The sequence below is a fragment of the Streptomyces sp. NPDC097595 genome, from assembly GCF_044761525.1.
Classification (GTDB): domain Bacteria; phylum Actinomycetota; class Actinomycetes; order Streptomycetales; family Streptomycetaceae; genus Streptomyces; species Streptomyces drozdowiczii_A.
In genome coordinates this window covers 1-19,226 of sequence record NZ_JBIWCN010000011.1, presented here as the reverse complement: position 1 = coordinate 19,226, position 19,226 = coordinate 1, and the positions used below count along the sequence as shown (strand labels likewise).

The window sequence follows — 19,226 nt, the reverse complement described above, 5'->3', positions numbered from 1 at the left end:
CGGTGCGGGGCGCCCTGTCAGCAGCCGCCCTCCGTGAAGCGGCCGAGACCGTACGCCGAGTCCAGCCGGTACGTCCCCGGCTTCCGCACGGTCAGCCGCGTCCACTCGCCGTCCTGCCGCAGACAGGCTCCGGCGGGCCCGTGTACCCGGAGCCACGGCGAGTGGGCGACCCGTACGGTCACCGAGCCGGCCCGCTCCATGCGCAGGACCAGCTCCGCGTCGCCGCCACCGGTGACCGCGGCGGGCGGGGGCGCGAGCGGGGTGGCGTCCAGGACCCGGTAGACGGTCCAGTCGTCGTCCTCCCAGACCTGCTCCAGCCACGGCAACCCGCCCTTGACCAGGGCCGCTTCGGCCTCGGCGGGCCCGTCCGGGCGCCCGTGGTGCAGGACGACGAGGCCCACGGCCCAGCGGTCGAGCCAGGCGCGGTAGCGGTCCGGGGTGAGCTCGCCCTCGTAGAAGAGGCGCCCGCGCTCGACGTCCAGCTGGCGGTTCCAGCCCCGGGCCATGTTCACGTGCGGGGCGAGGACGGTGGCCTCGCGGTGGTTGCGCGCGGGGACGGCCTCGACGCGGACCCGGGCGGCACCCAGCCGGTCGAGCGCGGCGACGACGCCCTCGGTGCGGGACGCCCAGGACGGCACGGGGGTGGAGACGCGCAGGTCGTCCACGGTCTTGTCGACGAGCCAGAGCCCGGAGAGCAGGAGGACGGCGGCCAGGAACGCCGCGCGCACCCGCGCCCCGGCCCGGACCGTGTCGAGGACCGCCGCGCACAGCACGGGCACGGCGACCAGGCCGAGCAGCCGCTCGACGTTCGTGCCGATCGGGGACGCGACGAGGAACGTCAGCACCACGCCGACCGCGTACACCACCGCCCCGTACCGCACCGGCCGCCACTCCCGCGCCCGGGGCGCCGCCGCCGCGAGCACCGCGCAGACGAGTACCGGCATCCACACCCGGTCCGCGTGTATGGGCTGCTCGCCCCGGAACGGGAACAGCCACGTCGTCGCGCCGACGACCGCGAAGAACGGGACCATCAGGACCGCGCCGGTGCGCCACCGCCGGTCGAGCAGGTGGGCCGCGCCCACGACGACCAGGAAGAGCCCGGCCACCGGGCTCGCCATGGTGGCCGACGCCCCCGCGACGACGGCCACCACGGCCCGGTCGGCGTACCGGCAGGCGACGAGCCCGATCGCCACACCGAGCGCGAAGGTCGTACGCCCCGACGCGACGTTGCACCACAGCGCGAAGGCGCCGAGCAGCGCGGGCGGGAGCGGGCGGCGCGTGCCCGTACGGACGAAGAGGCCGGCCAGCAGCCAGGTGGCGGCGAGCCCGGAGAAGACGGAGACCGTGCGGACGCCGACCAGGGCCATGACGTACGAGGAGAGGACGCTGTAGTTCGCGGTGTGTGTCCCCCCGTACCAGGACAGGTTGTACGCCGACCCCGGGTGGCGCGCGGTGAACCCGGACCAGGCGAGCTGCGCGGCGAGGTCACCGCCGCCGGTGGCCAGGACGGCCGCCCACACGACGTACAGCGGCAGCACGGCCGCGACGGAGACCAGCGGGACACGGTGGACCCGCCACCACGGCTCGCACACCGACTCGCTTGCGCCTGCCCGTACTTCTTCACCGACCACCACGTGCCAAACCCTAGAGGCTGATCAGTGGCCGGCGGTCTCACCGTCCCGAAACTTTCGAAATGACTGCCATTCGGTTCGATGGGAGCACCTCCTTCCGCTCGAATTCGGCCCGACTCGCCTGCAAGGTCTAGGCATTTGAACTGCGCGATCTCTCAACTCCCTTGCCGATAAGCCCAATCGAAGGTTTCGCAACTCATGCCGAAACTATTGACACCCCTGGGGGCCGGTCCAACACTGAGCGCCGTCGGCAGGCCCCACGCCGACGCCCACCTGCTCACGGGACGAGGAGGACATCCCCATGTACGCAACCCCCGCACATCCGACGAGCCGCACCAGACCCCCGAACGGCCTCCGGCTGTTCATCCGCAGCGCCTTCGCGCTGGTGATCGCGGTCGTCGCGGCGATCGCCCTGCCCGGCACGGCCACCGCCGACACGACCGTCACCTCGAACCAGACCGGGACCAACAACGGCTACTACTACTCGTTCTGGACCGACAGCCCCGGCACCGTCTCCATGAACCTCGGCTCCGGCGGCGGTTACGGAACGTCCTGGAGCAACACCGGCAACTTCGTCGCCGGCAAGGGCTGGAGCACGGGCGGCCGCCGCAGCGTGACGTACTCCGGCTCCTTCAACCCCTCCGGCAACGCCTACTTGGCCCTCTACGGCTGGTCGCAGAACCCGCTGGTCGAGTACTACATCGTCGACAACTGGGGCACGTACCGGCCCACCGGGACCTTCAAGGGCACGGTCACCAGCGACGGCGGCACGTACGACATCTACGAGACGACCCGGACCAACGCCCCCTCGATCGAAGGCAACAAGACCTTCAAGCAGTACTGGAGCGTCCGTCAGTCCAAGCGGACCGGGGGCACCATCACCACTGGCAACCACTTCGACGCCTGGGCCCAGCACGGGATGAACCTCGGCAGCTTCAACTACATGATCATGGCCACCGAGGGCTACCAGAGCAGCGGCAGCTCCAGCATCACGCTGGGCAGCACGTCCGGCGGCGGTGACAACGGAGGCGGCACCGGCGGCGGAACGGGAGGCGGCAACAACGGCTGCACCGCCACCCTCTCCGCAGGCGAGAAGTGGGGCGACCGCTACAACCTCAACGTCGCGGTCTCCGGATCGAGCAACTGGACCGTGACGATGAACGTCCCCTCCCCGGAGAAGGTCCTCTCCACCTGGAACATCAGCGCCAGTTACCCCAGCGCCCAGGTGCTGACCGCCAAGCCCAACGGCAGCGGCAACAACTTCGGCGTCACCCTCCAGTCCAACGGCAGCTGGACCTGGCCCACGGTCTCCTGCACGGCGTGATCCAACGGGTGCTCCGGGGTGGCGGCGGCCGCCCCGGGGCGCTTCCGCCGCCCACCTGTCTCACAGCAGCGGCGGCCTTCCCAGGCGGGTCATCCGCCACACCGTCCGCCAGCTCATCGGCGCCCGCTCCCCGGCCGGCGTCCTGACCCCCTCCACGAACCCGCCCCACCACGCCTTCAGCCCGGCCGGCGAACGCATCCGCAGCATGGCCAGCGTGATCCACACCCCGAGATAGACCGGGATCAGCGGAGCCGGAAGCCGCCTGCGCGCCAGCCACACCCGGTTCCGCGCGGTGAACCGGTAGTAGACGGCGTGCCGGGCCGGCGACGTCCGGGGATGCTGGAGGACCAGCGTCGGCGCGTAACGGATCTCCCACCCCCCGTCCAGCGCCCGCCACGCGAGGTCCGACTCCTCGTGGCCGAAGAAGAACTCCCCCGGCCACAAACCGATCTGCCGGAGCATCGGCACCGAGAAGGCGTGTCCGCCACCCAGGAACGCGGTCACCGGCCCGCCGCGCATCGGATCGCCCGCCCGCAGCCTCGGCACCCAGCGCCGCTCGGTCCGCCCGTGCTCGTCGGCCACCCGGAAGCCGATGATCCCCAGCTTCGGATCCTCCGCGAACTGCCGCCGCACCTCGCGGAACACGTCCGTCGCGATGAGCAGCCCGTCGTCGTCCAGCTCGACCACGACGTCGACCTCGTCCGCGTCGCAGAGCATCCGAAGGCCCACGTTCCGCCCGCCGGGGCACCCCAGATTCTCCGTGAGCGGCACCTTGGTCACCTCGGTCGCACCGGGGGCGCCCGCCGCGCCGAGGACATCGGTGGAGACGTCGTCCAGCGGGGTCGCGTTGCCCACCAGCACCACGCGCGCGGCCGGCACGTCCTGCTTCGCCACGGACGCGAGCAGCGCCTCCAGCTCCCGGGGCCGGGTCCCCATGGTCACGATGACAACCCCGATGCGCGGCGACAAGGTCATGGCGGCTCACTCCAGTGGTCGGTGGGGCCCCGATGCTAGGCCGTATCCGCCGTGCCCCGCGCCGGCCCGGATGCGGGCCCGCCCTTCACGCCGCCGCCCCGCTGTCGATGACCAGGTCCGTGCCGACGACCGCTCCGGCGGCGGGCGAGGCGAGATACAGCACCGCGGCCGCCACCTCCTCGGCCCCCGCGAGCCGGCCGAGCGGGTTCTGCGACTTCACCCGTTCCGCCCGGTCGGCCTCGGTCTCGCCCGGGCGGAGGGACATGGGCGCGTCGGAGGCTCCCGGGCTGACGGCGTTGATGCGGACGCCCTCGTGGATGTGGTCGAGCGCCGCGGCGCGGCTCAGCGCGGACACGGCCGCCTTCGACGTGATGTAGGCGGCGGCGTCCGGTATCCGCAGGTGGGCCCCGAGGTTGGAGGCGATGTTGACGATGACGCCGCCGCCATGGGCGCGCATGTGGGCGATCTCGTGCTTCATCGCCAGCCAGACACCGGTGACGTTGGTCCGCAGCACCGCCTCCCAGTCCTCTTCGCTCACGTCCGCCGCCGGGCCGGAACCTCGCAGTATCCCGGCGTTGTTGACCGCGATGTGGAGCCCTCCGAAGCGGTCCACGCTCTCTTCGACCAGGCGGCGGACCTGCTCCGATTCGGTGACATCGGCGACGACTGCGGCGGCCGTGCCCCCGCCCGCCCCGATGAGCCGCACGGTCTCGTCCAGGGACGCCCGGGTCCGTCCCGCGACCACCACCGACGCGCCCTCGGCGGCGAAGGCGAGCGCGGTGGCACGGCCGAGGCCGGAGCCGGCGCCCGTGACGAGGACGGACCTGCCGGTGAAGAGGTTCATTTCCACAACTCCTCTGTAGAGCCAGCGTGAGTGATTTATTGGATCGATCGTTCCATTATTTGGTCGCGCGAGGCCGCTTTTGGCTCGCGGTGGAGCGGCAGGCAGTTCGTGCGGCAGCGGTGGCGGGCCGCTCAGGGCAGGCTTCAGTCCAGCAGTGACAGGGCCTGCTCGGCGGCGTCCCGTACGCGGGCGGGATCGCTGGACGCCTTGCCGACGATCCGTATGCCTTGGAGCAGGACGAGCAGCATGCGGGCCAGTGCGCGCGGGTCGCGGTCCTCCGGCAACTCGCCCTGGGCCTGGGCCCGTATGAGCGCGGAGTGCAGCGGGGTTTCGAGATGCTCCCAGCTGATCTCGACCCGGCGTGCCGCCGCCGGGTCGTGCGGTGCCAGCTCGGATGCGGTGTTGGTGATGAGGCATCCGTGCAGCCGTGCCTCCAGTGATGTGGCCTCCTCGGCCATGCGCCGCACCACGGCCCGGACCGCGGGCAGGGCGGGCCCCGGCTGGGACAGCTCTGCGAGAAGGAGTGGATCGCGCCCCTCCGCGTAACGGTCCATGGCCTTCAGGAACAGCTCGTGCTTGTTGCCGAAGGTGGCATAGATGCTGGCCCGACCGATGCCGATGTGCTCGACGAGGTCGGCCATCGACGTCGCTTCATAGCCGCGCTGCCAGAACAGCTCAAGGGCCGCCTGGAGCGCGGCCTCCGGATCGAATTCCTTGGTCCTGGCCACATCCAAGAGCGTAGGTCATATTGGAACGACCGGTCAATTACCTCGTTCGGGTGATCGCCGGGGGGAACGGGTCCCACCTTCACGACCCTCCGCATCACCATCACGAATTCATCACTTGCGGAGGATGCGCCTCCCCTCGCGCCGGAGCGTACGGATACGGTCATGCCTCCATCAATCGCACCTTGGGGGGACGAATGAACTGGAACAACACCACCCAGCAACCCTGGGGCCCGGCCCCGGACAAGCCTTCCGGGCCCGCCTCGGGCCTGCCCGCATGGGCGCGCAAGCGCGTCGTCGTCCCGGCGGCGGTCGGCCTGTTCGTCGCCGGAGCCGTGGCGGGAAGCGCGGGCGCCGACGGCAGCGGCACGGCCAACGCCGGCAGCGCCAGGCCCGCGCCCGTCGCGACGGTCACCGTGACGGCGACGCCGAAGGCCGGCGCCACGGCCGACGCCGAGCCTCCCGCGCCGAAGGGCACGACCAGGCCGGCCGACGACTCCGATGCGAAGGTCTCCGTACCCGACTTCGTCGGCATGGGCCTCCAGTCCGCGCAGGACGCGGCCCAGGCCAAGGGCTTCTACGCCCTGACCTCGCACGACAGCGCGGGCCGGGACCGGATGCAGCTGCTCGACCGGAACTGGAAGGTCTGCTCCCAGAACGTCCGGGCGGGCAAGTCGGTCTCCATGACGACCGAGTTGGACTTCGGCGCCGTGAAGACCGAGGAGAAGTGCCCGGCCAAGGATCAGAAGGCCCCCGAAGTGGTGGGCGGCCGGATGCCCGACCTCGCGGGCAAGTCGGTGAACACGGCGCGCGCCGCGCTCGACTCCGGGACCTCGCTCACCGTGAAGGACGCCGCCGAGGACCGCATGGTGCTGCTGGAGAGCAACTGGAAGGTCTGCACCCAGCTGCCGGCGGCGGGCGCGAAGCTGAACGGGCAGCCGGTCGAGATCACGGCGGTGAAGTTCGAGGAGAGCTGCCCGTAGGCAGCCGGTGCTCGATGCGCACCCGGCGCTCCTCGTCCTGGGCGAGCGTGAAACGGGCGTCGGCGCTGGACGAACAAGGCTGGTCTGTACGGATCGTGAGGCGCCGTCAGTCCGACGCCTCCAGCGCATCGGCCCCAAGTACGTCCAGTACGAGGGTGATCCGGGCGCACGCCGAGAACTTGGGGATGCACCAGACGCCGCGGGCTGATCCACGAAGATCCGCCGGACAGGCCCTAGTCCCCGCCGTCGCCGTCACCGTCGAAGATCCAGCTCAGCGGGTTCCAGCCCGGGCCGCCCTCGGGCAGCGGCTCGGCGCCGCGTGTGCGCGCCGGCGTGGCCTCCCGCTCGCGGGCCAGGTCCCGTACCGTCCGGGCTATGGGGTCCCGGCCGGCGGAGGCCGTCACCTCAGCGCGCGGCTGGGAGAGCTCGTCCCCCGACAGTACGTTTCCGGCCAGCCCCGTCGCCCCGACGAGCGCCGCCAGCAGCCGGCCCCGCTCGTCCTCGGACGCCCCGTGCCCCACGGCGGACACCCGCTCGCGCGCGGCGGACGTCCGGTCGTCCGGGCCCACGCGGTGGCGGCGCTGCGCGATGACCCCCAGGGCCCGGGTCCGCTCCTCGCGCAGGGCCCCGCGTGCGACGAGCCGGTGGCGCCACACCTCGTCCGTCCTGCCCGCACTGGTCTTCACGCCGGCCGTATCGCGCACCCACCGCTGGAGCTTGTGCCCCTTGCGGCGGCCGGCGATCCCGGCCAGCGCCGCGTCCAGAAACGAGTCCCCGAGCGCCGGCGCACCGGACGCGCTGATCTTCCCGTCCCGCACGACGACCCGCCCGGCCAGCACCAACTCGGCGGCAACGGCCCCCGCGATCCCGAGCCGCAGGGAATGCGCCCGGCACACGATCCGCCCCTCGACGGGATCGTGCGCGAGCAGCAACAACTCCTCGGGAAGCGTGAAGTGCGGTACGAACACGACGAGATGACCCCCAGCCCGCAACAGCCAACACCCCATGCTCGCATGCGTGCGCGAATCACGGTGAGCGGCCTGGCTCCTGGGCCGCATGCTCGGCGGCCCAGCGGCGAGCCTGTGCGTACGCACGGTCCAGTGCGCCGAACACCGCGGGCGTGGCCGGAACGATTCCGCCCTCTCCGAGCCGCCGCCCCAGCCCGGACCGCTCAAGCAGCCGTACGAACGCGGGCTGCACCCCGCACAGGACCAGCCGCCCCCCTTCCCCGGCGAGGCGGGCGGCGTATCGGTCGAGCAGCTTCAGCATGGCGGAGGACGGCACGTCGGGCAGGGCCCGCACGGTGAGCACGAGCACCGCGCCGCGCGCCCCGTCGGTGGCCGGCAGCAGGTGTTCGATACGGGGCAGCTCGGCGAAGAACGAGGAGCCCTCGTACTCCAGCACGGTGACCGAGCCCGGCGCCAGCCCGGCCGGCGGCGCGGCGGTCTCCCAGTGCCCGGGGCCGGACGGGCGGTCGGGAGTGCGGCGCAGGGCGATGAGCCGGGCCCGGCGGGCGGCCTGGGCGCAGTAGAGGAGGAGCGACAGGACGGCGCCGAGGACGATCGCCTGCTGGAGGGGGAGCTGCGTGGTGGCCAGGAAGGTGAGGATCATGGCCGCGGAGGACATCCAGGACGTACGCAGGACGAGCAGGATGTCCCGCCGCTTGCCCCAGATCAGCTCGCCGCCGACGACCAGGATCAGCCCGCCGATGACGGGCATGGGCACCCGCTCGGCGAGCGAACCGCAGACCAGGACCACCAGGGCGAGGAAGACGCCGGACACCACGCCGGCCCAGCGGGTCCTGGCCCCTGCGGAGACCGCGACTCCGGTACGGGAAAGGGATCCGCCGGACGGCAACGCCTGGAAGAGCCCGCCCAGCAGATTCGCGTACCCCTGCGACCGGAAGTCACCGTTGACCTCGGACCGCGAGCCGTCCGGGTTCGGCACCGAGGGCGAGACCCCGGCCGCCTGGGCGAGCGCGACCAGCGCCACGGAGAACGCGCCGCCGATCAGGTGCGGCACGGCGGACAGGTCCGGCGCGGAGAAGGAGGGCAGCGCGGCGGGGATGGACGCGATGTCCCGTACGAGCTCCACATCGGTGCCCAGGACCGCGACGCCGACCCCGGCGACCACCATCGCGATGAGCAGGGCGACGGGCTCCAGCCGCTTCACGGCCCGCGAGGCGGCCCACACCCCAACGGTGACGGCCGCGACGAGGGTGGCCGCGCCTTCCCACTTTCCGGCGTGCGCAATCCAGTCGCCCAGCTGATACAGCTTGTTGTGGCCCTGCGGCTCGTACCCCGTCGCGTCCTTGAGTACACCGGTGATGATCTGAAGGGCGATGCCGGTCGAGAACCCGGTCATCACGGCGTTCGACACAAAGCTCATCACCGCCCCGAGGCGCAGGGCGCCCAGGAGCAGCATGACCACTCCGACCATCACGGTCAGCACGGCCACGTTCCCGGCGTCCTTCGGATCCAAACCGGCATCCGACAGCACACTCTGGGAGGTCAGCGCGATCGCACTGGTCAGCGTCGTCACCATGAGCACGGTCCGCGCGGTCAGTGACCCCACGATCGCGGGCACCACTCCCGCGTAGAGCCCGGCCACCGGATTGAACCCGGCGATCGACGCGTAGGCCATCCCCTCGGGAATGGAGAACAACCCGGTCACGGCCCCGGACGTCACGTCAGCAGACCTGGGCCGCCCCAACCCGCGCACCCGAGCCATCGCCTTGGTCGACCAACCGCCTGCCATCCCTCCACTCAAATCCACCAGGCCACACGAGGCGAACGCGGTGAGCCGAAGGGGCGAAGGGCCCGCCGCGGTCGGCTCTCACGTCGTCAGGCCGCTCAGTGCGTCGCCGATGTACTTCACGCCCAGGACGAGGAACAGGACGGTCATGATGGCGGGGTTGTGACGTGCCATCCACGCCTTCCATCCGCCGAGGGTCTGCGCCGCCTTGTCGCCCCCGGTCAGGTAGACGCCGAGCGGGAGCAGCGCGCAGAGCGAGGCGATGAGCACCATGAGGACCGCGGCGACGGCCTTGCCGCCGGCGGCGGCGGTGGATCCGGCGATGGAGACGGCGCCGCCGACGGCTAGGACGAGGTTCTTGGGGTTGGCGACGACGAGCGCGGCGGCGAGACCGGCGGCCTTGCTGGGGCCGAAGGTGTCGATGGCCTTCATCCAGCCGGGTGCCGGCGCCTCCTGGCCCTCACGCGGCCGGTCCTTCCACTGCTTCGCGCCCAGGAGCAGGAACAGCAGCCCGAGGACGAGCTTGAGCCACAGGGTCCAGGTGGCCGGCCCGTCGTCGCCCGAGGCGTCCGCGCCGGAGCCGGCGAGGATCACGACGGTGACGACGAGACCGAGGGCGACGACCCACCCCCCGGTGAACGCCGACCCGTTCGCCCGCCCCTTCGGGGTGGCGAGCATGAGAATGACCGCGATCAGCGGCAGCGGACTGATGGCGATACCGACGGCGGAGGTCAGCATCTGACCGATGGCATCACCCATGGACTGCCTCCACGCGTACCTCCGCATCGGACCCGATGCCGTCATCCTCGGCCATCCCCGGCGCGCCCGCCCGCCGGGCGTGCACCGAACGGGTCCCTTGGACGGGCCGGAACCAGGCGTCCATGACACTCAGCTGAGACATCACGTACGCAACGAGAGGCACAAGAAGCGGATGACTGCGATCGAGCGTTTGTGGGAAGAGTGGACGCTCCCCACCAGGGACGCACTCCACTACGCCGACGGACGCTCCTACGACATCACCCTCGCCCCGGCCGCACCGACGGGTTTCACGGTCCTCGCCCCCTTCGATCTCGACGCGGCGCTGAAGGACGATCCGTCGTGGGTCTCCGTGGTCGACGGCCTGACCGCCGTGGACCTGGGGGAGCGGGGCCTGCTGTGGGGTGGCGAGGGCTCGTACGGATCGGAGGGCTTCCTCGCACGGCTGACCACCGACCGCGCCCTGAGCTGGGCGCTGTTCTTCACCGAGTCCAATCCCTTCGACCGGATCCGGCTCTCGGGAAACATCGCCACGTTTCGCTCGACGCGGGAGATCGGGATCGCCGTGGATATCGATGACCCGCGACGGTAGGCGGGGATGACGGCCCCGGCGCCTCCCACGTGCGCGCCGCCTCAGTCCTCGCGCGGCGGCTCCGCCGATTCCGCCGCGCGGCGGTACTCGGCGTTGATGCGCTGCGCCTCTTCCAGCTGGTCTTCCAGTACGACGATGCGGCAGGCGGCCTCGATGGGCGTGCCCTGGTCGACCAGTTCGCGGGCGCGGGCGGCGATGCGCAGTTGGTAGCGGGAGTAGCGGCGGTGGCCGCCTTCCGAACGCAGCGGGGTGATCAGACGGGCTTCGCCGATCGCGCGGAGGAAGCCTTGGCTCGTGCCGAGCATCTCGGCGGCCCGGCCCATCGTGTAGGCGGGGTAGTCGTCGTCGTCAAGACGGCCGTACGAGTCGTCTGCTGTCACTTGCACCTCTCTTGTGGAACGCACGGAACGCGTTGAGGGGCCCTGGCGCCGAACGGCACCAAGGCCCCGAAGGAACTACTACACCACCTGCCGGCCCGGACACGGCACCGGCCTTCTGTATCCGCGGCTCCGACCTGGCTGCTGTCGGGGGCGCGGGGATCGCGGTTGCTTGACCGGAGACCACCTCACTATCGATGTCCTGCGGTACCCGGGCCGGCCAAAGGCTCAACCCCGGGCGATCCTGATGGCGCTCGCTCCTCCGTTCTTTCTTGCGGTGATCAACTTCTTACCAGCGGGTACTGCGTACCGCTTTCGCGGGCGCCGCGACGGTCGTGTCAGCGGTCCCGCTCGGCGGCCCCTCTCTGCGGGCCACCCGGTCCGGCCGTCAGTCCCGTCGCCGTCACGCAACAACCCTGGCTTCGAAACTCCACCGCCGCACCGTCCTGCGACTACGTCCACCACCGGCAGTCCGTCTCTGCCGGGTATCACTGTCTCTCTGGGTTACGAGAGAAACCCTAGCCACGCCAGTACGCAATGTCTACTACGGTCACCATAGATTTTCGGATTCACTCCGAGGAGGTAATCGACCGTGCCGGAGGTGCCGGCGACCCGTGGCCCACCGGCTTGTCCGAGGGGCCGGGGGACGCCGGGCCGACCCGTGCATAGGATCGGCTCTCATGTCGAAGCCTGACGAGCTGCTCGTAGACGTCGCCACGCTGGTGGAGTCCGGGCACAGCAACCAGATGTCCCTCACCGTGGTCACCGGCGGTGCCGTCATCACCGGCCGCCTGGCGCCCGAAGCCGTGTGGCGGCAGCGGGTGTCCGAGGTCCTGACGGACTCGGCCCGGCTGGGCGAGTTCTCCGCCGTGTTCACCGCTGCGGCCCGGAAGGAGGGCCCGCCCGAGTACCTGCACTTCCACATGGCGCGGATCCTCCAGGGCACGGTGGGCATTCCGGAGACGGGCGGGATGTACCGCGTCGCGATCGCGGACATCAGCGCCTGGACCATGGGCGACTTCACGTACTCCGAGCACTGACGTTCCCACCGGGTACGCGGAAGGGCCCTGCCGGCACATGCCGGTCGGGCCCTTCCGCGTGCTCGGTTCGCGGCCCGCGCCTTCCGTCGGGCGGACGGCGGGCAGCCGCGCGCCCGGCCGAACGGCCGGGCCTCAGGCGCGGTCAGACGGCCACCGGGGTGCCGAGCATCGCGGAGGCCTGCTGGAGCGGACTGAGGGCCGGTGCGGGCGCGGCGGCCCGGGCGGCGCTGCGGCAGGTGAAGCCGAGCTTCGTCATCGCCCGGAGGACCTCGTCGGCGCTGAAGTCGCGGCGGTCCTGGCGGGTGACGACCTCACCGACCTGCTTGACGGGGTAGGTGCGGCGGCCGATGGTCACGGAGTCTCCGACGATCTCCTCGGGCTTGACGCCCTTCATGGAGTCCAGGACACCGCTCTTGGTGAGCTCGAACGGAAAGCGGGCGATGACACAGCGCACGATGCCTCACAGGGAGAGAAAGGGCGGACGATTCCGCGAGGGGAGACGCTTCGGAGCGCGAGGGGAGACGCTTCGGAGCGCCGGGGTGAGGGCGGAGGACCGCCGGTAGGTGGTCTGCCCGGCACCGCGGCATGCGGCCCTGCTCAGGCCGCCGCGTTCATGGCGGACTTCCGCCCGCCCCCGCGCCGGGCCGCCGTCCCCGGGTTGCGCCGGCCGGCGGATGACGCGCCGCGCCTGCGCCGCTCGGGCACCGGCGCCGTGATCGTCACGGGGACGCCGGAGGGGGTCCGGGCGCCGGTGATACGGCTGAGCTCCGCCTCGCCGGAGCGGACCTGAGCGGTACGGGGCACGATGCCGGCGGCCGCCATGAGGCGGGTCATCTCGCGGCGCTGGTTGGTCGTGACCAGGGTGACGACACTGCCGGACTCGCCGGCCCGCGCGGTACGGCCGCCCCGGTGCAGGTAGTCCTTGTGGTCGGTCGGCGGATCGACGTTGACCACGAGGTCCAGATTGTCGACGTGGATCCCGCGCGCCGCGACGTTCGTCGCCACCAGGACCGTGACGTGCCCGGTCTTGAACTGGGCGAGGGTGCGGGTGCGCTGCGGCTGCGACTTGCCGCCGTGCAGAGCGGCGGCGCGGACCCCGCTGGCGAGGAGGTGCTGGGTGAGGCGGTCCACCGCGTGCTTGGTGTCCAGGAACATGATCACCCGGCCCTCGCGCGCCGCGATCTCCGTCGTCAGCCGGTGCTTGTCGGCGCCGTGCACGTACAGGACGTGGTGCTCCATGGTGGTGACCGCGCCCTGGGACGGGTCCACGGAGTGGACGACGGGGTCCGCGAGGTACCGCCGGACCAGCAGGTCGACGTTACGGTCCAGAGTCGCGGAGAACAGCATGCGCTGGCCCCCGGGCCGGACCTGGTCCAGGAGCGCGGTGACCTGCGGCATGAACCCCATGTCGGCCATCTGGTCGGCCTCGTCCAACACGGTGATCGCGACCCGGTCCAGCCGGCAGTCGCCGCGCTCGATCAGGTCCTTGAGGCGGCCGGGGGTGGCCACGACGACCTCGGAACCGCCCCGCAGCGCACTCGCCTGCCGGCCGATCGACATCCCGCCGACGACGGTGGCCAGCCGCAGCCTCGCGGCCCGGGCGTACGGGGTGAGGGCGTCGGTGACCTGCTGGGCGAGCTCCCGGGTGGGAACGAGGACCAGGGCCAGCGGCTGCCGGGACTCGGCGCGCTGACCGGCGGTGCGGGCCAGCAGGGCCAGGCCGAAGGCGAGCGTCTTGCCGGAGCCGGTCCGGCCGCGGCCCAGGACGTCCCGGCCCGCCAGGGAGTTCGGCAGCGTCGCGCCCTGGATCGGGAACGGCGTGGTCAGCCCCTGCGCGGTGAGCGCGCCCAGCAGGCTCGTCGGCAGGTCGAGGTCGCTGAACGCCTCGACCGCGGGCAGCGCCGGGGTGACCGTCCTGGGCAGGGCGAACTCTCCCCGCAGCGGGGCGGGACGCCGGCCATTCGAACGGCTCGGGGCGGATGCGCCGCCGGAGCGACGGCCTCGAACGGGACCGGACCGGCTGTTCGTGCGCGTGGGGTTCATGCTGAACCTTCCTTGATACGGCACGCATCAAGGAATTCCGCAGCGAAAAAGCGGCGCGGGGAATCACAGGCACGGACCGAATGAAATGCGGACGCGGCCTGCGGAAACTCAGCGCGGCGTACGCGGAAATGATGGGTGGTGCACGGGGGAAACCCCGGAAAAGCAAAGTAGCTGGGGCCCGCACCCCGAGGGATGCGGGCCCCAGCTACACATGCGCGTCAGCGTCAGGCGGTAACGATGTTCTCCGCCGTCGGGCCCTTCTGGCCCTGCGCGATGTCGAAGGACACCTTCTGGCCCTCCTGCAGCTCGCGGAAGCCCTGGGCGGCGATGTTCGAGAAGTGGGCGAACACGTCAGGGCCGCCACCGTCCTGCTCGATGAAGCCGAAACCCTTTTCCGCGTTGAACCACTTCACGGTGCCAGTAGCCATGTCAATCTCCTTTGGGCAGTACACCGGGATCCGCACTTTGCGGACCCCGTTGTCGCCGCGATGATGCCCTGCCCGGAAATGACCGGAAATACTGAGCGCCCCTCTACGGCTTGCGACCGTCCTGAGGCGCCTGAAGTTTTTGGGTACCAAAACTGCAACTGACTCCGACAGTAGCACGCCAAGAAGAAATATGTGCGTCCATGATTTTCCCGCACACGCCGCAACAAAAACCCTCCGGGCATGAACCGCTAAATTCTGAGACGGCCGACAGAGATATTCAGTGACCCCGGGCAGAGCGTTTCCACTCGGCGGACCGGCACCCCGGACCGGCCGATCGCCCGCGCCCGCCGAAGGCGTGGCGTGCGGGGCCGACAGGACCGGGTAACGTCTTCGGCACGTTCTTCCAGGCGCCGATTTACGGCTGAGAGCGTGACGGGCCCCGCTGACGTCCCTCGTCACAGCCCCGTCCCCCACCGTGGATCCGTAGATCCCTTCACACCGGGAGAACCCGTGACCGACAGCAAGAACATCAACAACCCCGTGGGCCAGGGCGGCGGCCAGCGCAAGAAGCTGTCCCGCGCCGAACGGCAGAACAACGGTCCGCACCGCAACCTCGACCGCCAGGGCGCCGCTGACCGCAAGGCGGAGCTGGTGCGCAAGATGCGCGAGAAGACCCATCCGGCCGGGAGCACGGGGCAGACGGACGACGACGCCCAGAGCTGACGTACCGCGCACGCCGGGGCCGCCGGCAGCGACCGAGGACCGCACTCCGTACGGGAGCGCGGTCCTCGGCGCATGCGGTTACGAAGTCGACGTCCAGCCGCCGTACGGCACGGTGATGAGCTCCATGGCGTGACCCGCCGGATCCATGAAGTACACGCCGCGGCCACCGTCGTTGTGATTGACCGTGCCCGGCTGCTTCCGGTGGGGGTCGGCGTAATGCTCGATGCCGCGCTCTCTGATCTGCGCGTACGCCGCGTCGAACTCCTCCTCCGAGATCAAGAAGGCGTAGTGCTGCGGCGTGATGCTGTCCGCCGGGACGGTGGCGAAGTCCAGCGTGACGCCGTTACTCAGACCGACCGCGATGAACGGGCCCCACTCGGCGGTGATCTCAAGGTTGAGCAGGTTCGCGAAGAACTCTGCGGAATCCCGGTTGTTCCGGGCGTGGACGATCGTGTGATTCAACTCGACTGACAAGGAATGCCTCCGAAGGCATGTCCCGACACCTCCATGCCTCACCCAGCCGGTGACCGACACGCGATGTTGCCGTAGATCATATCCCTGTCTCCCCGACAAACCCAGGGAGTTGCTGGGAACTGAGCCTGCCCCGACAGGACGCCACGGCCCCGGCGGGCTCCGGGCCCCATACGGCAGACGAAAGCCCGTGGCGGTGCGGCAGCGGCTCCGGCATCATCCCCCTGTGATCGTGATGCAGCCCGTGCTGGAGATATCCACCACCGCCGATTTCGCGCTCTGGCCCGTCGGCGCGCACGAGTCCTACGGCTACCTCGTGCTCAACGGGAAGCTCACCCCGGCGGAGGTGGGCACGGCGGTGATGCGCCTCGCCGAGTGCAACGACTTCGAGCCGGAGGAGGAGCACGGCCCGTGCCCGACCGACCCGCTCGGCAGATTCCTGCACGGACTGCTCACCCTGCCCGAGCTCTTCGCCGCAGGAGGGTTCCGGGTATCCGACACCACGACCGGCACCGTCTTCGTCGACCCTGGCTGCTGCAACGGCCTGGAGACCTGGCGGGACTGGCTGGACGTGCTCGACGGTACCGGCCGCGCCGCCTTCGGCCACGACCCGTCCTCGGCGGCCGAACGCGTCGGCGCCGTCGTCCGGCTGACGTTCGACGCCGATGCGCCGGACGGCAGCCCGGTGATCGAGTTGCCCGTGGACCAGGTGCGCGGGCTCGTCGCGGGCGCGCAGCGGGATGTACGGGACTTCCTCGGTCTCGCCGGCACCTGGGCCGGACAACACCTGCCGGAACACGCCACCGCCGTCACTGCCGCCCTGGCGCGGGCCCTGGACCTGGCGCCTCCACCATGACCAGCTTCCTGACCCACCGAGCCCACGTGCACGACGCCCGCCTCCCCCTCCACCGCCGGCACAGCGCCCTGCGGACCTGCCTCACCCTCTTCGCTCCGTACGGCGTACGGGCCACGTACCACCACCTCACGCTCAGCGCCGCGATCCCCCGGCGGCTGGAGGCGGACCCGGACGCGCTGGTGCGGGCGGTGGAGGAACTGCACGAGGCACGGGTGCTGTGGCTCGCGCGAGTCGAGGAGTACGCCGCCCAACGCCGGGCGGAGAAGCGGGCGGGGAGGCGGGCACCGACGAACCCGCGACCGTGGTGGCTGCGAAGCCACTGGGACGGCCCGAACCGCGCCTGGTACGAGGACCCGCTCCGCCACCCGTCACTGCTGCTGCCCGAGTACGTCCGGCGCCGGAACGCGATCCTGGCCGGCGCCGACCTCCCCGGCTGCCCCGCCTGCGGCGACGAGAGACCACCGGCGTCAAGGTCGACCGGCCACGGCTGGGTGGACCTGTGCCGCGGCTGCGCATGGGTGCTGTCACCCTGCCCGTGCGGCCAACGACACCTCTTCGCCCCGGAAGCACCGCTCACCTGGAGAGCGCTCTGGCAGCGGGCCCACATGAGCAACGACGGCCTGCCGAACCCGCATTGGTGCCGAGGGACGGCAGCAGGCCACAGGGGGTAGCGGTTCGCCGCGCGTTCCGGGCCGCGACCGCACCTATGTACTCGACCGCCACATATTCGGGGAACTCACATGCGTAAGAAGCTCCACTCCCGCAAGCGCACCGCCACCATCGGCGCAGCACTCACCGCCTGCAACGGCGACGACAGCGCGTTGGGCAGCACGCAGGTCAGCCCCACCGCGTCGGCGGACAAGGCGGGCGCGGCGGACCAGAGCGCTGGTACCGGCTCCAGCGGGAGCGACCGGAGCGCCGACACCAACACCGGGAACACCAGCGAGGGCAAGTCGGCATGTGCCGCTCCGGCGTGCTCGACGCCACTGCCGCTGACAACACCACGGACGAGACGAACGGCGTCGTCACCGTCACCTTCAAGAACGTCGTCGGCAGCGACTGCCGCATCAGCGGCGGCTCCGGCGTACGGCTGACCGACATGGTGGTGACGCCCCCGAACGAGACCGAGCCCTTCACCCTGACGTGGCCGTCGTCCTCGCCGTCACCGACGGCGAGGACGACGGAAGGATGGAGATCACCCCGGTGCCCAAGCCCAACCACTCACCGTCCGGCTGACCCCGCCCCACCCCTCCGCCACCCCGAAGAACAACGACGACGTGTCCCTCACGCAGGCCGGAGCCCACAGCGGAAAAAGAAAAGACCCCGGTCATTGACCAGGGCCTCAATCAAAGAGCGGGTGACGAGAATCGAACTCGCGCTCTGAGCTTGGGAATCAGCGGTCCTTGGGCAGCGGAAGTCGTTCTGACCTGAATGTTCGGCTGGGACGTGCGGGGTCGCCGTGGTCTCTGGATGCCGCATGTGACCACTGTTGTCCGCTCTGAAGGGCACGGATGGGGCACGCCGACGGCAGGTCAACAACCCGAGGTGATGTGCCGAAGTGGTGGCAGGGAGCGGAAGCCTCCCGTGGTTCAGACGCCGCGGTGACGCAGGCGTCAGGCCCAGAAGGCTTCGGTGACGACGATCTGTGGGTCGGCGTGGCGGCGCATGAAGGTGTAGATGAGCCAGCCGCGTCCGCCGGCTAGGTCCACGATGTGGGGGCCGCCGGGGTTCGTGGAAGCCAGTGGCCGGACGGTCATCCAATGCGGGAGCGAGACGTCGGCGTCGATTCCCCGGAAGTACGGGTCTTCAGCGGTGATCAGCTCCGCACGAGCACTCATGACCAGGTCACTGCCTTCGGCAGGCATGCTTTCGAAGTCGCGCTGTGCCTGCTTCGTCCAGTCCATCTGCCAGGGTGGCCGGAGTGGTTCGTCGATCACTCTCCGGGCTTCCTCTCGGCGGCCTCGTGCCGCAGACGGCTGTACTCCTCCAGAAGCCGGATGGACTCCTCGGGGTCCACGGACTCGGCTGCGCGGGCTTCGAGGTCGCGAAGGTGCGAGTCGAGAACGGGATTTCGCGCGATGGCGTACTGCGTCCACCACAGGCGCATGAAAGCAGGCACGGGGGTGATGTTGAAGGCGTCACCAATGACGCGCTTCCAGTGGGCCTCGAAGTCCGGAAGGAGGTGTGGGGCGTGTTCCTGAATGGCCAACCTGAGTGCCTGGGGGGTGCGTTCGGGCATGGGCGGCAACCGCAGGGGTTCCCCCTCGTACTCATCGAAGTTGAGTGCATGGGCGGGCATGGTTCGGGCTCCTTGACGTGAAGGGTGGGTCAGGCCGCCTCGTGCCGGTCCTCGTGGGACTGGTGCCGACGTGTCATCTCCTCGAACCACTCGGCCGGCACCAGGTAGGCGACCGTCTTCCCCTTGCGGGTGATGGCGGCGGCCTCACCGGCGATCCGGGTCCGGTCCAGGATCTCGCCCATTCCCTTGCGCAGGTCGATGGTTGTGTAGGTCTTCGTCTCCATGCGCTGAAGCATATAGCAAATATCATAGTTGATATATCCTTTGGGAAGGTGCTGGCGACTCGCAGGGCTGATGGGCGCGCTGGGCGGTTAACCTCGCGCTTTCACGAACGAGCCTGTCCGAAGCGTGATCAAAAAGGTGAGGAGTGCCTCTGACCTGGGACGATAGGACTTGTCTAGGGTC

At 70.5% G+C, this 19,226-nt stretch carries 23 protein-coding genes; 7 read left to right on the top strand and 16 right to left on the bottom strand.

Going from position 1 to position 19,226, the window contains the following annotated elements; genetic code table 11:
* Nucleotides 1-17: 17 nt before the first annotated feature.
* Nucleotides 18-1,592 (bottom strand): hypothetical protein, encoded by a 1,575-nt coding sequence (locus tag ACIQZN_RS18580; RefSeq protein ID WP_403995106.1) that lies wholly within the window; start codon nt 1,590-1,592, stop codon nt 18-20.
* 340 nt (nt 1,593-1,932) lie between these two features.
* Between ACIQZN_RS18580 and ACIQZN_RS18575 the strand changes: the two genes are divergently transcribed.
* Nucleotides 1,933-2,955, top strand: a complete 1,023-nt coding sequence (locus tag ACIQZN_RS18575) for a glycoside hydrolase family 11 protein (RefSeq protein WP_403994563.1) — start codon at nt 1,933-1,935, stop codon at nt 2,953-2,955.
* 60 nt (nt 2,956-3,015) lie between these two features.
* On the opposite strand, the gene ACIQZN_RS18570 is transcribed toward ACIQZN_RS18575, so the two are convergent.
* From ACIQZN_RS18570 to ACIQZN_RS18560, 3 genes are all read right to left on the bottom strand, one after another.
* Complete coding sequence (locus tag ACIQZN_RS18570; RefSeq protein WP_403994559.1) at nt 3,016-3,930, bottom strand: glycosyltransferase family 2 protein; 915 nt, start codon at nt 3,928-3,930, stop codon at nt 3,016-3,018.
* Nucleotides 3,931-4,015: 85 nt separating this feature from the next.
* Nucleotides 4,016-4,774 (bottom strand): SDR family NAD(P)-dependent oxidoreductase, encoded by a 759-nt coding sequence (locus ACIQZN_RS18565; protein ID WP_403994556.1) that lies wholly within the window; start codon nt 4,772-4,774, stop codon nt 4,016-4,018.
* A gap of 143 nt (nt 4,775-4,917) precedes the next feature.
* Nucleotides 4,918-5,502 (bottom strand): TetR/AcrR family transcriptional regulator, encoded by a 585-nt coding sequence (locus tag ACIQZN_RS18560; RefSeq protein WP_403994553.1) that lies wholly within the window; start codon nt 5,500-5,502, stop codon nt 4,918-4,920.
* Nucleotides 5,503-5,696: 194 nt separating this feature from the next.
* Here ACIQZN_RS18560 and ACIQZN_RS18555 point away from each other — a divergent pair, with 194 nt between their 5' ends.
* On the top strand, nt 5,697-6,482 hold the full coding sequence (locus tag ACIQZN_RS18555) for a hypothetical protein (protein WP_403994550.1): 786 nt from the start codon (nt 5,697-5,699) through the stop codon (nt 6,480-6,482).
* Between the two features lie 233 nt (nt 6,483-6,715).
* On the opposite strand, the gene ACIQZN_RS18550 is transcribed toward ACIQZN_RS18555, so the two are convergent.
* From ACIQZN_RS18550 to ACIQZN_RS18540, 3 genes are all read right to left on the bottom strand, one after another.
* Nucleotides 6,716-7,450: a GPP34 family phosphoprotein gene (locus tag ACIQZN_RS18550; RefSeq protein WP_403994547.1), complete on the bottom strand. Its 735-nt coding sequence runs from the start codon at nt 7,448-7,450 to the stop codon at nt 6,716-6,718.
* Between the two features lie 58 nt (nt 7,451-7,508).
* Nucleotides 7,509-9,170, bottom strand: a complete 1,662-nt coding sequence (locus tag ACIQZN_RS18545) for a SulP family inorganic anion transporter (RefSeq protein WP_403994544.1) — start codon at nt 9,168-9,170, stop codon at nt 7,509-7,511.
* 147 nt (nt 9,171-9,317) lie between these two features.
* On the bottom strand, nt 9,318-9,995 hold the full coding sequence (locus ACIQZN_RS18540) for a GAP family protein (RefSeq protein WP_403994542.1): 678 nt from the start codon (nt 9,993-9,995) through the stop codon (nt 9,318-9,320).
* Nucleotides 9,996-10,167: 172 nt separating this feature from the next.
* On the opposite strand from ACIQZN_RS18540, the gene ACIQZN_RS18535 reads away from it, so the two are divergent.
* Nucleotides 10,168-10,584, top strand: coding sequence for a hypothetical protein (locus tag ACIQZN_RS18535; protein ID WP_403994539.1), 417 nt, complete (start codon nt 10,168-10,170; stop codon nt 10,582-10,584).
* 41 nt (nt 10,585-10,625) lie between these two features.
* Here ACIQZN_RS18535 and ACIQZN_RS18530 read toward each other — a convergent pair whose 3' ends face one another.
* Nucleotides 10,626-10,964 (bottom strand): MerR family transcriptional regulator, encoded by a 339-nt coding sequence (locus ACIQZN_RS18530; RefSeq protein WP_403994536.1) that lies wholly within the window; start codon nt 10,962-10,964, stop codon nt 10,626-10,628.
* 677 nt (nt 10,965-11,641) lie between these two features.
* Between ACIQZN_RS18530 and ACIQZN_RS18525 the strand changes: the two genes are divergently transcribed.
* Nucleotides 11,642-12,001 (top strand): hypothetical protein, encoded by a 360-nt coding sequence (locus tag ACIQZN_RS18525; protein WP_403994534.1) that lies wholly within the window; start codon nt 11,642-11,644, stop codon nt 11,999-12,001.
* Nucleotides 12,002-12,143: 142 nt separating this feature from the next.
* Here ACIQZN_RS18525 and ACIQZN_RS18520 read toward each other — a convergent pair whose 3' ends face one another.
* From ACIQZN_RS18520 to ACIQZN_RS18510, 3 genes are all read right to left on the bottom strand, one after another.
* Nucleotides 12,144-12,455, bottom strand: a complete 312-nt coding sequence (locus ACIQZN_RS18520) for an SCO5918 family protein (RefSeq protein ID WP_403994531.1) — start codon at nt 12,453-12,455, stop codon at nt 12,144-12,146.
* A 143-nt stretch (nt 12,456-12,598) separates the two neighbouring features.
* The gene (locus ACIQZN_RS18515; protein WP_403994528.1) at nt 12,599-14,044 is read right to left on the bottom strand and encodes a DEAD/DEAH box helicase; all 1,446 of its coding nucleotides are present in this window, start codon (nt 14,042-14,044) and stop codon (nt 12,599-12,601) included.
* Nucleotides 14,045-14,268: 224 nt separating this feature from the next.
* Entirely contained in the window at nt 14,269-14,472 is a 204-nt protein-coding gene (locus ACIQZN_RS18510; protein ID WP_132915915.1) for a cold-shock protein, read from the bottom strand.
* Nucleotides 14,473-14,982: 510 nt separating this feature from the next.
* Here ACIQZN_RS18510 and ACIQZN_RS18505 point away from each other — a divergent pair.
* Entirely contained in the window at nt 14,983-15,195 is a 213-nt protein-coding gene (locus tag ACIQZN_RS18505; RefSeq protein WP_403994525.1) for a DUF6243 family protein, read from the top strand.
* Nucleotides 15,196-15,273: 78 nt separating this feature from the next.
* On the opposite strand, the gene ACIQZN_RS18500 is transcribed toward ACIQZN_RS18505, so the two are convergent.
* Complete coding sequence (locus ACIQZN_RS18500; protein ID WP_403994522.1) at nt 15,274-15,669, bottom strand: VOC family protein; 396 nt, start codon at nt 15,667-15,669, stop codon at nt 15,274-15,276.
* Nucleotides 15,670-15,901: 232 nt separating this feature from the next.
* Between ACIQZN_RS18500 and ACIQZN_RS18495 the strand changes: the two genes are divergently transcribed.
* A complete protein-coding gene (locus tag ACIQZN_RS18495) occupies nt 15,902-16,522 on the top strand; it encodes a hypothetical protein (RefSeq protein WP_403995103.1) in 621 nt (206 codons plus the stop codon).
* Nucleotides 16,519-17,193 (top strand): hypothetical protein, encoded by a 675-nt coding sequence (locus tag ACIQZN_RS18490; RefSeq protein WP_403994519.1) that lies wholly within the window; start codon nt 16,519-16,521, stop codon nt 17,191-17,193. Before ACIQZN_RS18495 ends, ACIQZN_RS18490 begins: the two co-directional genes overlap by 4 nt.
* A gap of 65 nt (nt 17,194-17,258) precedes the next feature.
* Here the strand turns inward: ACIQZN_RS18490 and ACIQZN_RS18485 are convergent, their stop codons facing one another.
* The 4 genes from ACIQZN_RS18485 to ACIQZN_RS18470 form a co-directional block, all read right to left on the bottom strand.
* The gene (locus tag ACIQZN_RS18485; protein ID WP_403994516.1) at nt 17,259-17,474 is read right to left on the bottom strand and encodes a hypothetical protein; all 216 of its coding nucleotides are present in this window, start codon (nt 17,472-17,474) and stop codon (nt 17,259-17,261) included.
* A gap of 661 nt (nt 17,475-18,135) precedes the next feature.
* Entirely contained in the window at nt 18,136-18,459 is a 324-nt protein-coding gene (locus ACIQZN_RS18480) for a hypothetical protein (RefSeq protein ID WP_403994513.1), read from the bottom strand.
* Complete coding sequence (locus tag ACIQZN_RS18475; protein ID WP_403994510.1) at nt 18,456-18,821, bottom strand: hypothetical protein; 366 nt, start codon at nt 18,819-18,821, stop codon at nt 18,456-18,458. Before ACIQZN_RS18475 ends, ACIQZN_RS18480 begins: the two co-directional genes overlap by 4 nt.
* A 29-nt stretch (nt 18,822-18,850) precedes the next feature.
* On the bottom strand, nt 18,851-19,045 hold the full coding sequence (locus ACIQZN_RS18470) for a type II toxin-antitoxin system Phd/YefM family antitoxin (protein ID WP_403994507.1): 195 nt from the start codon (nt 19,043-19,045) through the stop codon (nt 18,851-18,853).
* Nucleotides 19,046-19,226 lie beyond the last annotated feature (181 nt).

Bases quoted from the DNA above. Each gene is read 5' to 3' on its own strand.
- ACIQZN_RS18555 (WP_403994550.1), top strand. From the start codon at position 5,697: ATGAACTGGAACAACACCACCCAGCAACCCTGGGGCCCGGCCCCGGAC.
- ACIQZN_RS18515 (WP_403994528.1), bottom strand. From the start codon at position 14,044: ATGAACCCCACGCGCACGAACAGCCGGTCCGGTCCCGTTCGAGGCCGT.
- ACIQZN_RS18475 (WP_403994510.1), bottom strand. From the start codon at position 18,821: ATGCCCGCCCATGCACTCAACTTCGATGAGTACGAGGGGGAACCCCTG.
- ACIQZN_RS18535 (WP_403994539.1), top strand. From the start codon at position 10,168: ATGACTGCGATCGAGCGTTTGTGGGAAGAGTGGACGCTCCCCACCAGG.
- ACIQZN_RS18510 (WP_132915915.1), bottom strand. From the start codon at position 14,472: ATGGCTACTGGCACCGTGAAGTGGTTCAACGCGGAAAAGGGTTTCGGC.
- ACIQZN_RS18575 (WP_403994563.1), top strand. From the start codon at position 1,933: ATGTACGCAACCCCCGCACATCCGACGAGCCGCACCAGACCCCCGAAC.
- ACIQZN_RS18495 (WP_403995103.1), top strand. From the start codon at position 15,902: ATGCAGCCCGTGCTGGAGATATCCACCACCGCCGATTTCGCGCTCTGG.
- ACIQZN_RS18565 (WP_403994556.1), bottom strand. From the start codon at position 4,774: ATGAACCTCTTCACCGGCAGGTCCGTCCTCGTCACGGGCGCCGGCTCC.
- ACIQZN_RS18540 (WP_403994542.1), bottom strand. From the start codon at position 9,995: ATGGGTGATGCCATCGGTCAGATGCTGACCTCCGCCGTCGGTATCGCC.
- ACIQZN_RS18490 (WP_403994519.1), top strand. From the start codon at position 16,519: ATGACCAGCTTCCTGACCCACCGAGCCCACGTGCACGACGCCCGCCTC.
- ACIQZN_RS18470 (WP_403994507.1), bottom strand. From the start codon at position 19,045: ATGGAGACGAAGACCTACACAACCATCGACCTGCGCAAGGGAATGGGC.
- ACIQZN_RS18570 (WP_403994559.1), bottom strand. From the start codon at position 3,930: ATGACCTTGTCGCCGCGCATCGGGGTTGTCATCGTGACCATGGGGACC.
- ACIQZN_RS18525 (WP_403994534.1), top strand. From the start codon at position 11,642: ATGTCGAAGCCTGACGAGCTGCTCGTAGACGTCGCCACGCTGGTGGAG.